Annotated in this window: 13 protein-coding genes; 9 read left to right on the plus strand and 4 right to left on the minus strand. The window is 72.6% G+C overall.

Annotated features, from left to right (window positions below):
- The first annotated feature begins 38 nt into the window (after positions 1 to 38).
- Positions 39 to 1,031 (plus strand): TIGR03557 family F420-dependent LLM class oxidoreductase, encoded by a 993-nt coding sequence (locus tag FE251_RS04605; RefSeq protein ID WP_139072070.1) that lies wholly within the window; start codon positions 39 to 41, stop codon positions 1,029 to 1,031.
- Entirely contained in the window at positions 1,031 to 1,816 is a 786-nt protein-coding gene (cofE, locus tag FE251_RS04610; protein ID WP_407925284.1) for a coenzyme F420-0:L-glutamate ligase, read from the plus strand. The genes FE251_RS04605 and cofE overlap by 1 nt, the downstream gene beginning before the upstream one ends.
- Positions 1,817 to 1,891: 75 nt before the next feature.
- On the opposite strand, the gene FE251_RS04615 is transcribed toward cofE, so the two are convergent.
- A complete protein-coding gene (locus FE251_RS04615; RefSeq protein WP_139948107.1) occupies positions 1,892 to 2,527 on the minus strand; it encodes a TetR/AcrR family transcriptional regulator in 636 nt (211 codons plus the stop codon).
- A gap of 92 nt (positions 2,528 to 2,619) precedes the next feature.
- Here FE251_RS04615 and FE251_RS04620 point away from each other — a divergent pair, with 92 nt between their 5' ends.
- The 4 genes from FE251_RS04620 to FE251_RS04635 all read left to right on the plus strand — a co-directional run bounded on the left by FE251_RS04620 (position 2,620) and on the right by FE251_RS04635 (position 6,176).
- Positions 2,620 to 3,540, plus strand: coding sequence for an ABC transporter ATP-binding protein (locus tag FE251_RS04620; RefSeq protein WP_139072072.1), 921 nt, complete (start codon positions 2,620 to 2,622; stop codon positions 3,538 to 3,540).
- Positions 3,537 to 5,156, plus strand: a complete 1,620-nt coding sequence (locus tag FE251_RS04625) for an ABC transporter permease (RefSeq protein ID WP_139948109.1) — start codon at positions 3,537 to 3,539, stop codon at positions 5,154 to 5,156. The genes FE251_RS04620 and FE251_RS04625 overlap by 4 nt, the downstream gene beginning before the upstream one ends.
- A 75-nt stretch (positions 5,157 to 5,231) precedes the next feature.
- Positions 5,232 to 5,594: a hypothetical protein gene (locus FE251_RS04630; protein WP_139948111.1), complete on the plus strand. Its 363-nt coding sequence runs from the start codon at positions 5,232 to 5,234 to the stop codon at positions 5,592 to 5,594.
- A 135-nt stretch (positions 5,595 to 5,729) separates the two neighbouring features.
- A complete protein-coding gene (locus tag FE251_RS04635) occupies positions 5,730 to 6,176 on the plus strand; it encodes a DUF1801 domain-containing protein (RefSeq protein WP_139948113.1) in 447 nt (148 codons plus the stop codon).
- A gap of 17 nt (positions 6,177 to 6,193) precedes the next feature.
- On the opposite strand, the gene FE251_RS04640 is transcribed toward FE251_RS04635, so the two are convergent.
- The 3 genes from FE251_RS04640 to FE251_RS04650 all read right to left on the minus strand — a co-directional run bounded on the left by FE251_RS04640 (position 6,194) and on the right by FE251_RS04650 (position 8,447).
- Entirely contained in the window at positions 6,194 to 7,006 is an 813-nt protein-coding gene (locus FE251_RS04640) for an alpha/beta fold hydrolase (RefSeq protein ID WP_139948114.1), read from the minus strand.
- Between the two features lie 22 nt (positions 7,007 to 7,028).
- On the minus strand, positions 7,029 to 7,592 hold the full coding sequence (locus tag FE251_RS04645; protein ID WP_139948115.1) for a DJ-1/PfpI family protein: 564 nt from the start codon (positions 7,590 to 7,592) through the stop codon (positions 7,029 to 7,031).
- Between the two features lie 132 nt (positions 7,593 to 7,724).
- The gene (locus tag FE251_RS04650; RefSeq protein ID WP_223147566.1) at positions 7,725 to 8,447 is read right to left on the minus strand and encodes a GntR family transcriptional regulator; all 723 of its coding nucleotides are present in this window, start codon (positions 8,445 to 8,447) and stop codon (positions 7,725 to 7,727) included.
- Between the two features lie 158 nt (positions 8,448 to 8,605).
- Here FE251_RS04650 and FE251_RS04655 point away from each other — a divergent pair, with 158 nt between their 5' ends.
- From FE251_RS04655 to FE251_RS04665, 3 genes are all read left to right on the plus strand, one after another.
- On the plus strand, positions 8,606 to 9,877 hold the full coding sequence (locus FE251_RS04655) for an iron-containing alcohol dehydrogenase (RefSeq protein WP_139948116.1): 1,272 nt from the start codon (positions 8,606 to 8,608) through the stop codon (positions 9,875 to 9,877).
- Positions 9,874 to 11,355 (plus strand): NAD-dependent succinate-semialdehyde dehydrogenase, encoded by a 1,482-nt coding sequence (locus FE251_RS04660; protein WP_139948117.1) that lies wholly within the window; start codon positions 9,874 to 9,876, stop codon positions 11,353 to 11,355. The genes FE251_RS04655 and FE251_RS04660 overlap by 4 nt, the downstream gene beginning before the upstream one ends.
- Before the next feature lie 113 nt (positions 11,356 to 11,468).
- Entirely contained in the window at positions 11,469 to 12,839 is a 1,371-nt protein-coding gene (locus FE251_RS04665; RefSeq protein ID WP_223147567.1) for an extracellular solute-binding protein, read from the plus strand.
- Positions 12,840 to 12,841: the final 2 nt, after the last annotated feature.

Raw genomic sequence — 12,841 nt, forward strand, 5'->3', positions numbered from 1 at the left:
TGTGCGGGCCGCAGCGCGGGCCTGGGAGACTGGCCGGCATGAAGATCGGCTACGCCGCTGCCCTGGAGCAGTTCCACCCGCGGGAGGTGCTCGACTACGCGGCCCACGCCGAGGCCCACGGCTTCACCGGCGTCATGGCCGCCGACCACTTCCAGCCCTGGACACCGACGCAGGGCCAGGCCTCCTTCGTGTGGAACGTCCTGGCGGCGCTGGGGGAGCGCACCCGCGGGGACATCGGCCCGGGCGTCACCGCGCCGACCTTCCGCTACCACCCGGCGGTGGTCGCGCAGGCCTCGGCGACGCTCGCGGCGATGTACCCGGGACGGCACTGGCTGGGGATCGGCTCCGGGGAGGCGCTCAACGAGCACGTCGTCGCGCCGTACTGGCCCGAGGCGCCCGAGCGGATCAACCGGATGTTCGAGGCCGTGGAGATCATCTCCAAGCTCTTCACCGCCTCCCTCGCGGGCAAGGACACGAAGCACTCGGGCACCTTCTTCCGGCTGGAGTCCACCCGGCTGTGGACGATGCCGGAGCAGGCCCCGCCCATCTACGTCGCCACCGGCGGCCCGGTGACCGCGCGGCGTGCGGGCAAGCACGCCGACGGGATCATCACCGTCGGCGCCCCGGTGGAGAAGGTGGCCGGGCTGTTCGACCGCTTCGCCCAGGGCGCCCGGGAGGCGGGCAAGGACCCGGCGACGATGCCGAAGATCCTCCAGCTCCACCTGTCGTGGGCGCCCACGGAGGAGGAGGCGCTCGCGAACGCGCTCACCGAGTGGCCCAACGGGGCGATGCGCTTCGCCAAGGCGGACATCCGCTCCCCCTTCGACTTCGCCGCGATGGCCCGCCTCGTGCGGCCCGAGGACTTCGCCGGGCGGATGGTCATCTCCTCCGACCCCGACGTCCACCGCGCCGAGCTGCAGAAGTACGCCGACCTCGGCGTCGACCACGTCTATCTCCACAACGTCGGGCGCGACCAGCGCCGGTGGCTCGAGGTCTTCGGCCGCGACGTCCTCCCCAAGGTGGTGCGCTGATGATGATCATGGCTCAGGCAGTCGAGGGCGTCCCGCCCGTCACCGGCGGGGACGACCTCGCCGCGCTGCTCAGCCCGGGGCTGCGCGCCCTCACCTGGCCCGACGGCTCGACGGGGATGGTCGAGGGGGACGTCGTCGTCGTCGCGAGCAAGGTCGTGGCCAAGGCCGAGCGACGGCTCGTCGCCGCGCGGACCCGCGAGGAGCTGGAGCAGGTGATCGCCGGCCAGACGGTGCGCGTGGTGGCCGAGCGCGTCCGCCCCGACGGCTCGACGCTGCGCATCGTGGAGAACCCGCAGGGGCTCGTCCTCGCGGCAGCGGGCGTGGACACCTCCGACGTCCCGCTCGGGACGGCGCTGCTCCTGCCGGAGGACCCCGACGCCTCCGCCCGGGCGCTGCGCCGCGGGCTGGACGCGCGGCTCGGGGTGCGGCCCGGCGTCGTCGTCACCGACACCGTGGGGCGGCCGTGGCGCGAGGGCGTCACCGACATCGCCATCGGCGCCGCAGGCATCCGCACCCTCCAGGACCACCGTGGCCGGCGCGACGGCTACGGCCGCGAGCTGCGGATGACCGTCATCGCCGCCGCCGACGAGATCGCCGCCGCGGCCGAGCTCGTCAAGGGCAAGGCCGACGGACGCCCTGTCGCCGTCGTCCGCGGGCTGGGGCACCTCGTCACCCGCGAGGACGGCGAGGGAGCCCGCGTGCTCGCCCGCCGGTCCGAGGACGACCTGTTCCGGGAGGGCTCGGCCGAGGCGTACGCCCGCGGCCTGGCCGACGGCCGCGGCTGACCGGCGCAGGGCGCGTCCCACGCGTCCAGGCACGCAGAGGGGACCCCGCTGCGGCCGACCTGCCGGGCGGTGGGGCTAGTCCCTCCGTGCGCCGCCGGGGAGCGCGAGGACGTTCCCCAGGTAGTGCTGCACCGCAGGTGCGACCTGGTCCACGAGGGCGGCGTGATCCATGGTGGCGAGGGCGGGCACCCGGATGACGTGGCGGGCGAGGGCGACGCCGAGGAGATGGGAGGCGGCGAGTGCGACGCCCAGCATCCGGGGGTCCTCTGCGGTGATCCCCGTCGTCTCGTGCATGTGCGCTCCGAGGAGGTCGCGCACCATGTCCGCTGCCCGCTCCGCGGTGGTCGTGGAGCGGACCAGGGCGAGCAGGACCCGACGCGTCTGCGGTTCGTCCCACATGCGCAGGTAGCTGTCCGTGACGCGGTGGCCGATCTCCTGCGGGGCGCCGGCGAGCGAGGCCGCCAGACGTTCGGGTATCGCCGTGCGGTCCGAGACCGCGACGGCGAAGAGGGTGTCCTTGTCCCCGAAGAAGTGGCGGATCAGTGCCGGGTCCACGCCTGCGTCGGTCGCGATCGCACGGATCGAGGCTCCCTCGTACCCGCGCTCGGCGAAGAGCGCCAGGGCGGAGTCCAGGATCGCCTCGCGGGTCCCGCTGTCGCCGGGGCGTCGCCCCGTCGGTCGACGACGGGATCCGGCTGGGTCGTCGGTCATACCCCACCTTAACTCCCCACTTGCAGAGTTCCTCACCCGTGGAGTTATGGTGGACCTGCCATGGATGGGTACTCGCAGGCTGGGAGAGACGCATGAGCGCGGCAGAGGCAGTGATCGAGATCGACAGCCTGACGAAGTCCTACGGCAAGTTCCCGGCGTTGCGAGGCGTGGACCTCCGGGTCGAGCGCGGCCAGGTGCACGGCTTCCTCGGCCCGAACGGCGCAGGGAAGTCCACGACCATCCGCGTGCTCCTCGGGCTGCTCAGGGCCGACGGCGGCACCGTGCGGCTGCTCGGCCAGGACCCGTGGCGCGACGTGGTGGCTCTGCACCGACGCCTGGCGTACGTGCCCGGCGACGTCTCGCTGTGGCCCGGGATGACGGGCGGAGAGGCGATCGACCTGCTCGGTTCCATGCGCGGCGGCCTGAACGAGGATCGCCGGGCGGAGCTCGTCGAACGGTTCGAGCTCGACCCCACCAAGCGTGGCCGCCAGTACTCCAAGGGCAACCGTCAGAAGGTGGCGATCGTCGCCGCCCTGGCCTCCGACGCCGAGCTGCTCATCCTCGACGAGCCGACCAGCGGCCTGGACCCCCTGATGGAGAAGGTGTTCCAGGACGTCATCGCCGAGGCCCGGGCGCGGGGCACGACGGTGCTGCTCTCCAGCCACATCATGGCGGAGATCGAGACGCTGGCCGACCGGCTCAGCATCATCCGCAACGGGCGGATCATCCGGTCCGGCACCCTGACCGACGTGCGAGGCGACGCCCGGACCGCGGTGCACGCCGTCCTCGAGCGGGTCCCGGACCCGAACGACCTCACCCGCCTGCACGACGTCCGTCTCGAGGGGAACCGTCTCGACGTCACGGTCGAGTCCGACCGCATCGGTGACGCCATGACCCTGCTGACCGGGTACGGGCTCGTGTCCTTGACCGTCGAGCCGCCGTCCCTGGAGAGCGTGTTCCTCCGCTTGTACGAGGACGAGGACGCCGCACACGCCGCCGGAGGGACGCGATGAGCCCGGCCGCCACTGCCAGGGCCGAAGGAGGAAGCCTCACCGGGACGCTCCCACTCCTGCGCACGTCCCTCAGGCACGACGGGCGCAAGTTCGCGCCATGGGTTGCCATCGCGACCGTCCTGTCCGCCTCCTCGGTCCTCGTCTACCCCTGGGTCTTCCACACGCAGCAGGCTCGCCAGGGTCTGGCGGCTGCGGTCGGCGCGAACCCGGCCCTCGGCCTGATCTTCGGACCGGCGTTCGACGTGACCACCGCCGACGGGTTCAACGCCTGGCGCGCCCTGGCCCTGGGCGGGTTCCTCGCGGCGCTCGGGGCCATCTCCACCGTCATGCGTGCCACCCGCGGCCAGGAGGACTCCGGACAGGCCGAGCTCCTGGCCTCCGGTGTGCTCGGCCGTTCCAGTCGCCTGCTCACCGGCGTCGCCATGGCCTTGACCGGCAGCCTCGCGCTCGGCCTGGTCTCCGCCCTGCTCACCGTCGCCTGCGGAGGCGGGTGGGGACCCTCCATGCTGCTCGGGGCCACCTTCACCGCCACCGGGTGGATGTTCACCGGCGTTGCGGCGATCGCCGCCCAGCTCGGCTCCGACGCACACACCGCGAGCTCCATCGCCGTGGCCACCCTCGGCACCCTGTTCGTCCTCCGTGGCTTCGCCTACGCCGTCGAGGCACCCGCGTGGGCCGTCTGGGCCAACCCGCTCGGCTGGATGACCGAGACCCGGCCGGCGACGGGCGACCACTGGTGGCCCCTGCTGCTCGCCGGCGCGCTCACACTCGTCGCCCTGGTCGCCGCATTCATCCTGCAGGCACGTCGTGACTTCGGGCAGGGAGCGATCAAGCCGGCGCCCGGACCCTCGCGCGGCAGGGCCCGCACCGCCTGGGGGCTGACGCTGAGGCTCAACCGCGGTCTTCTCATCGCCTGGACCATCGCCTTCGCCCTTCTCGGCATCGTGTTCGGATACCTCGCGGCCTCCATCACCGACGTCCTGGGCCCCGACAGCCCGGCCGGGCAGATCCTCGCCGCGGGTGCGACCGGACAGTCCCACCTGATCTCCGCGTTCCTCCTCACGCTCCTGAGCCTGCTCGGCATCATCGCCGCCGTTCCCGGCGTCCAGACCATGCTCAAGGTCCGCAGCGAGGAGATGGAGGACCGCGTCGAGCCGGTCATGGCGACCGCCGTCACCCGTTCCCGCTACTACGTCGGCAATGTGCTCCTCGCGCTCGGTGCGCCCACCATCTACCTGCTGATCGCCGGCACCCTCGTCGCCGCCCTCGCCTCGGGCTCCGACATCGGCGTCACCTTCTCCGACGTCCTCCTGCAGGCCCTCGCCACCGTCCCTGCCGTGTGGACCGTCGTCGCCGTCTCCGCCGCCGTCATCGGCGCCCGGCCGGCCGTCAGCCTGGCCGCCTGGATCGGGGTCGTGGCCTCCTTCGGCCTCACCCTCCTGGGACCCACGTTCGGCCTGGACGACTGGGTCCTGGGAATCAGCCCTTTCTGGCACGTCCCCGAGGTGACTGCGACCGCCGTCGACCTCACCGGGCTCCTGTGGATCACCCTGTTCACCACAGGCTTCCTCCTCATCGGCTTCGCCGGGTTCCGTCGCCGCGACCTCGCCCGCTGATCCCGCCGCGCGCTTGCGGAGTCTGCGTACCGAGTGCCGTTCGCCCCGGCCGCCGAGAACGCTAACCTGCACGACATGACCGTTGACGACTCGACGGCGACGTCACCCGGCATGGGGACGCGAAGCGTGGTCATCGCTGCGACCGTCGTCCTCGTGGCCACCTTGGCAGCCATCTGGTGGCTGGTGGTTCCCATGGAAGTCGTCTGCCCCGCGATCTATCCGGCTCCGCCAGGGTGCGGCGGCGCGGAGCGAAGGCCTGCCGGGGTGACGTGGACGGGCATCGTCGCGGCGGTCTACGCACTGTCCGTCGTCGTCGCGTCGACCTGGGGGCGTCGCCGGCGCTGGTTGACCCGTGCGGCGATGCTGGTCCTCGTCCTCGTCGCGATCGCCGGCATCGGAGCGGTGCGGGGCTCGGCGGGTTCTGTCACCGGGTACTGACGACCGCGAGCGGGTCCCGGACCGGATGTCTCGGTACCTGCTGGAGGAGGCGCCGCGGAACTCGATCAGGATTCGAGAAGCGACCGTGCCGCCCGTCGCCCTAGCGTGACCTCATCGACGAGGGAGGAGCGGCTCATGGCACACGAGGAGTCCGGTGGGTTCACCGAGGTGGAGCTCGCGGCGATCAGGGAACGCGCTGCGGAGCTGCGCGCGGAGAAGGGAGGGAAGAAGGCTGCGGCGGGACTCGAGGACCTGCTGAAGAGCATCCGCGCGATGCCGGAGGACCAGCGGGCCGTCGCCGAGCGCGTCCACGTCATCGTCTCCGAGGCCGCGCCCGGCCTGCGCCCGAAGACCTGGTACGGGCAGCCGGCGTGGACCGACGCCGACGGCAAGGTCGTCGTCTTCTTCCACTCTTCTGCGAAGTACGGCACCCGCTACAACAGCCTCGGGTTCGAGGAGGCGGCCCGGCTCGACGACGGCGTCATGTGGCCGACGTCGTACGCCGTGACCGGCCCGCTCGGTCCGGCCGAGCAGGAGCAGATCGCCCAGCTCGTCCGGAGAGCGGCGGGCGCCACGAACTGAGCAGGTGGGCCCGGCTCTCACTCCCGGCCGAGGAAGCCGCCCAGCAGCCGGTGGAACTCCTCCGGGTGCTCGACCTGCGGCGCGTGACCGCACCGCCCCAGGACGTGCAGCCGGACGTCGGCGAGGTGGTCGAGCAGCGGCAGCGCCGCCGCGCGCAGGGGAGTGAGGCGGTCCTGGGCGCCGTGGACGAGCAGGGCCGGCGCGCGGACCGCTGCCAGGGTCTGCGCCGACAGGGTGAGGTCCTCAGCCCACCGCGTGCGGGGCGGCGGGAAGAGCCGGGCGAACGCGGCCTGGCCGGCCCGCATCGCCGCAGTCCGGGCCGACACCGCCGCCTCGGTGACCAGCGACCGGTCGAGCAGGATGCGCTCGAGCATGTCCCGCGCGCCGTCCTCGGTGGCGGGAGCGGCCCACACGGCGTCGAGGTCGGGCGACAACGGCGCCCCCGGGGCGCCCATCGTCCCCACCGGCACGACGTGGGTGACCTGCCGGGGACGCGCGGCCGCCAGCGCCAGGGCGACGGCGCCACCCATGGAGTGGCCCACGACGGCGTAGGACTCGTGGTCGAGGGCGTCCATGAGCGCGGCGGCCTGCTCCGTCCAGACCCGCAGCCCGCCGCGCGAGCCCAGCGGCAGGGGGGTGCGGCCGAAGCCCGCCTGGTCGGGGGCCACCAGCCGCCACGAGCCCGCGAGCGCGTCGATGGTGGCGGCCCAGGCTCCGGACCCGGTCGTCCCGGGTCCGGAGCCGTGCAGGAGCAGGACCGCCGGTCCGGCGCCGCCCTCGGTCACGTGGACCGGCGAACCGTCGACGACGACGGTGCGCTCGGCCCTCACCGGTCGAGGGTGGTCGGGCGCATCAGGCGGTGACGAGGGACTTCGAGAAGAGGTCCATCATCGCCCGCCCGAACTGCGGCATGTCCGGCCATCCCCGGCAGGAGACGAGGTTGCCGTCGACGACGTCGGGGGCGTCCACGACCGTCGCCCCCGCGTTCTCCATGTCGCCGGTGATGGGCGGGAAGCACGCGGTCCGCCGGCCCTTGAGCAGCCCGTACACCGCCGGCACCTGCGCGCCGTGGCAGACCAGGGCGATCGGCAGGTTGCGGGCGAAGAAGTGCTCGGTGATCCGGCGGACGTGGGCGTCCACGCGCATCCACTCGGGGGCGCGGCCCCCGGGGATGATGAGGGCGTCGTAGAGCTCGACGTCGACGTCCTCCCAGGGCACGTCGACCGGCAGCTTGCGGCCGTTCTTCTCGACGTACGCGTCGGAGTTCGGGTCGAACTCGTGGATGACGAGCTGCACGTCGCGCATCGTCCTCGACGAGACGTCGACGTCCCAGCCGCCCTCCTGCACGCGGTAGTAGGGGTACATGGTGTCAAGCTCCTCGGCGGCATCGCCGGTCAGGAGCAACGCTCTGGGCACCTGACTGTCTCCTCGCACTCGACGTTGGGTGAGGGGTGCCGCTCGGCCGGTGGGGCCGAGCGGATCAGATCCGATCCGATCTCGTCTGACGCCCAAGGATCGCGCGCCGGGCGGCTGCCAGTCAACCCCCGTCTACGGAGCGGTCGCGAGCAGTGCGTCGTCGAACAGCGGCCGGAACCTGTCGCCCGAGAGGAGGATGTGCTGGCGCATGGCGTAGGCGGCCTGGTCGGGGTCGCGCGCCGCGATGGCGGCGAGGATCTCGTCGTGCTCGCTCATGGCCAGGTAGGTCACCTGGGTGTCGTAGACGAGCCGGAAGAGGTGCACGTGGGTGTGCAGCCGGGCGAGTGCCTCGCGCACGAGCTGGTTCCCGGCGCTGCAGGCGACGAGGTCGTGGAAGGCGGCGTCGCGCAGGCCGAAGGTGCCGTAGGCGCTCGGCCCGTCACCCTCCTCCAGGCCCGCCATCTCCTCCAGTAGCCTGCGCAGCTCGTTGACCTGGGCAGACGTTGCTCGCTCGGCGGCGCGGCGGGCAGCCGCGGGCTCGAGGAGCAGGCGGAGCTCGAGCATGTCGTCGAACCGCTCGCGGGTGATGAGGGGAGGGATCCGGTAGCCGGCGTGCGGCACCCGGACGACCAGGCCGTCGGCCTCCATGCGGTTGAGGGCAGCCCGGATCGGCGTCTGCGAGACGCCGAGCTCGCGTGCCAGGGCGTCGATCGTCACCCGGGAGTCCGGCACGAACCGCGAGGACATGAGCTGGCGGAGGAGGGTGTCGTGCACCTCGTCGGCGAGGGGCCGGCCGGGCTGTGCTCCCGGGTGCGGGCCGCCGGCCGCGCGCTCCGGCGTCATGTCCTCGTTCACAGGGGTGTGCCCACTTTCGTCTCGCGGTGGTTGACAGCGGCTCGCCGGGTGCTCCATGATCTCGGCACATCGGATCGTATCGGAAAGCATCGGCGCTTCATCCACATCGCATTGTCGCGTACGTCCCGCCGGCTTCTTCCACTACCCATGGAGCCCCCATGAGCATGCTCGGTGTCCTGCGTGCACCTCGACAGGTCGTGTTCGGCGTCGGGCAGCGTCGCGCCCTGGGCAGCCTCACCGCCGCTCTCGGCTCCCGGGCCCTGGTCTGCACGGACGCCCGCTTCGGTGCCACGGAGGAGTTCGCCGAGCTCGTCGGGCTGCTCGAGGGCGCGGGGGTGCGGGTGACGGTCTTCGCCGAGGTGCTCGCGGACGTCCCCGTGCACCAGGTGATCGAGTGCGCCGCCCTCGCCGCCGACGCCGAGCCGGACGTCGTCGTCGGCATGGGAGGTGGCAGCTGTCTCGACCTCGCCAAGGCGGTGGCCGTGCTCCTCACGCACGGGGGAGTGCCGTCGGACTACTACGGGGAGTGCCGCGTGCCCGGCCCGGTGATGCCGGTCGTGGCGCTGCCGACGACCGCCGGGACCGGGTCGGAGGTGACGCCCGTCGCCGTGCTCACCGACCCCGAGCGGGTGAGCAAGGTCGGCATCTCCAGCCCACACCTCATCCCGCACACCGCCGTGTGCGACCCCGAGCTCACCGTCGGCTGCCCGCCCGCCCTCACCGCGAGTGCGGGTGCCGATGCCCTGTCCCACGGGATCGAGGCCTTCACCGCGATCCGCCGTCCGGTCAGCGCCGAGCTCGCCACGGAGCGGGTCTTCGTCGGGAAGAACACGCTGACCGACACCTACGCCCTCATGGCCGTCCGGCAGATCGCCGGCGCCCTGGTGCGCGCGTGGACGGACCCGACCGACATGGCGGCGCGCGAGGCGATGATGCTCGGGGCCACCGCCGGCGGGTTCGCCCTCGGCACGGCCGGCACCGCCGTGGCCCACGCGATCCAGTATCCGGTCGGCGCGCTCACCCACACCCCGCACGGCGTCGGGGTCGGGGTCCTGCTGCCCTACGTCATGGAGTTCAACCGGCCGGCCCGCGTCCCCGAGCTCGCCGCCGTCGCCCTGGCGATGGGCGCGTCCCCGGACGCCGCCGAGGAGGACCTGGCCGACGAGGCGATCGACCGGGTCGCGGCCCTGCTCGCTGCCGTGGGCATCCCCGCCACACTCGCCGACCTCGGGCTGCCTGCCGACCGGCTGCGCTGGACGGCGGAGCAGGCCCTCGGGGCCGCGCGGCTCGTCGCGAACAACCCCCGTCCGGTCGACGCCGACTCCCTGGAGCGGATCGTGCGCGCCGCCCACAGCGGCGACCGGGCGTCGCTGCGCCAGGCGTCCGGGCCGTCCGCCCCGGACCTCACCACGAAGGAAGCTGCCCGATGAGCCTCAGGATGCACGAGTCCGTGCGACCGGTCCTCGACCGCCTCGACGTCCCCACCGACCTCCTCGTGGCCGGTGCCTGGCGCGGTGGCCACGACGGGGGACGTATCGACGTGCGCGACCCCGCCACCGGCGAGGTGCTGGCCTCCGTCGCCGACGCCGGGGTCCCGGACGCCCAGGACGCGGTCGACGCCGCGGCCGCCGCCGCGGCAGGGTGGGCGGCGACCGCGCCCCGCGCCCGGGCCGAGCTGCTGCTGCGCGTCCACACGCTCATGCACGAGCGCAGCGAGGAGCTCGCCCTCCTCATCAGCCTCGAGAACGGCAAGTCGCTGGCGGACGCCCGCTCCGAGGTCGCCTACGCCGCGGAGTTCTTCCGGTGGTACGGCGAGGAGGTGGTCCGGCTGCGCGGCCAGGTGGGACTCTCCCCGGGCGGGGGCAACCGGCTGGTGGTCACCCACCGGCCCGTCGGCATCAGCGTGCTCATCACCCCGTGGAACTTCCCCGCGGCGATGGCGACCCGCAAGATCGCGCCGGCCCTCGCCGCCGGGTGCACCGCGATCCTCAAGCCGGCCACCGAGACACCGCTGACGGCGCTCGCGGTGGCGGCCCTGCTCCAGGAGGCAGGGCTGCCCGACGGGGTCCTCAATGTCCTCACCACGAGGCGGCCCGGTCCCGTCATCGAGGCGGTGCTCACCGACCCCCGCACCCGCATGCTCTCCTTCACCGGCTCGACGGAGATCGGCCGCCGCCTGCTGCGCACCGCCGCCGACCAGGTGCTCAAGTGCGGGATGGAGCTCGGCGGCAACGCGCCGTTCGTCGTCCTCGCCGACGCCGACGTCGACGCGGCGGTCGAGGGGGCGATGGTCGCCAAGATGCGCAACGGGGGCCAGGCGTGCACCGCTGCGAACCGGTTCTTCGTCCAGGCACCGGTCCACGACACCTTCGTCGAGGGCCTCGTCGCCCGGATGGCCGCCGTCCGGGTCGGGCCGGGCTCCGACGAGCGCACCCAGTGCGGGCCGCTCATCAACGACGACGCCGTCCGGAAGGTCGACGAGCTCGTCCAGGACGCGCTCGCCCGCGGCGCCCGCGCCGTCCTCGGCGGCGCCCGGCCGGAGGACGGACCGGGCTCCTACTACCCGCCGACCGTGCTCGTCGACGTGCCGGCGGACGCCCGCCTCCTGCACGAGGAGATCTTCGGGCCGGTGGCCCCGGTGGTCCGCTTCGAGCGGGAGGAGGAGATGCTCACGATGGTCAACGACACGGAGTACGGCCTCGTCAGCTACCTCTACACGGGCGAGCTCGGCCGCGGGCTGCGGCTGGCCGAGAGCATCGACAGCGGCATGGTCGGCCTCAACCGGGGGCTCGTGTCCGACCCTGCCGCGCCCTTCGGCGGCACCAAGCAGAGCGGCCTGGGCCGCGAGGGGAGCACCGAGGGCCTGCTCGAGTTCATGGAGACCCAGTACGTAGCGACGTCCTGGTGACACCGCACCGCAAGGAACCGACCGCACCATCCCCGAGGCAGGAAGCAGGAGTACCGATGACCAACCCACAGCGAGACCGACGGAGCTCTCGCCACGGCCGCCGGGCTGGGGCAGTGGCAGCGACCACGCTGTTCGCCCTCGCCCTGGCCGCCTGTGGCGGCGGCGGCGGCGAGGGCAGCACCGACGACGCGGACGCAGAGGGTCCCGTAGCGCCCGCGACGATCCCCGAGCTCACCGACGAGCCGCTCGAGCTCAGCTTCATCTGGTTCGAGTGGCCCCCCGCCCAGCTCCTCGAGGACTTCGCCAACGCGGAGTACTCCAAGGAGCGGCCGAACGTCACCATCACGGTCAACACCGTGCCGAACGCGAACTGGCACGACGCGATGTTCACCCAGTTCGCCGCGCGACAGACGGACTTCGACATCGCGGTCCTCGACTCCCAGCACATCGGTGAGGCCGTGACGAACGGCAACATCCTCGACATCACCGACTTCATCAACGAGAACATCGAGACCGACGCCTACGACCCCTACCTCCTGGCGGCCTACGGCCAGTACCCGCAGGCGGAGACGGGGCAGCGTGACGAGAACGCGCGCATGTACGGGCTGCCGCTGCTCGGCGACACGTGGACGATGATCTACCGCAAGGACCTCATCGGCGACGAGCCCCCCGAGACGTGGGACGAGATGATCGAGGTCGCCGCGCAGTGCCAGGAGGACAACCCGGGCGTCAGCGGGCTCGCCTTCCACCAGGCCAACGGCTCGGACGCCGCGGCGGTCACCTACAACACGGTCAACGCCCTCTACGGCGGCAACCTCTGGAACCGTGAGGAGGGCCAGATCGAGGGCGTCATCAACGACGAGGCCGGTCAGCGGGCGATGGACGTCCTCGTCAACGAGATGAAGCCGCTGACGGCCCCCGGCTCCGGCAACTGGTTCCTCGACGAGGTCAACGCCGCCGTCGCGCAGGGCAGCGCGTGCATCGCGTTCAACTGGATCGCGGCGAGTGGCGGGCTCCTCGACCCGGCGCAGTCCACGCTCGGGGACACACGCGAGGAGATCCTCGACAAGCTCGGCTTCGCCACCCTGCCGACGCAGGAGACCGACCTCGTGCCGCTCGGCGGCATGGGGATGCACATCTCGGCCTACGCCCCCGACGACCGGGTGGCCGAGGCGCTGAACTTCATGCGGTGGTTCGAGCAGGAGGACATCCAGAAGAAGTGGGCCGCGGCCGGCGGCGTGCCCTCGCGCACGGACGCCCTGGAGTCCGCGGAGTTCCTCGAGGCCGGACCGTTCAACCAGGTCTACGCCGACTCCGTCTCCCGGCAGCGGGACATGTGGAACGTGCCCGAGTACGCCCGCCTCATCGACATCGAGAACACGAACGTCAACGCGGCCCTCAACGGGGCCAAGGACCCGCAGACGGCACTCGACGACATCGCCCGGGAGCAGCAGTCGGTGCTGGACGGCGACGGCGGGCTGTGAGC

The sequence above is a fragment of the Georgenia wutianyii genome (assembly GCF_006349365.1).
GTDB classification, from domain to species: Bacteria; Actinomycetota; Actinomycetes; order Actinomycetales; family Actinomycetaceae; genus Oceanitalea; species Oceanitalea wutianyii.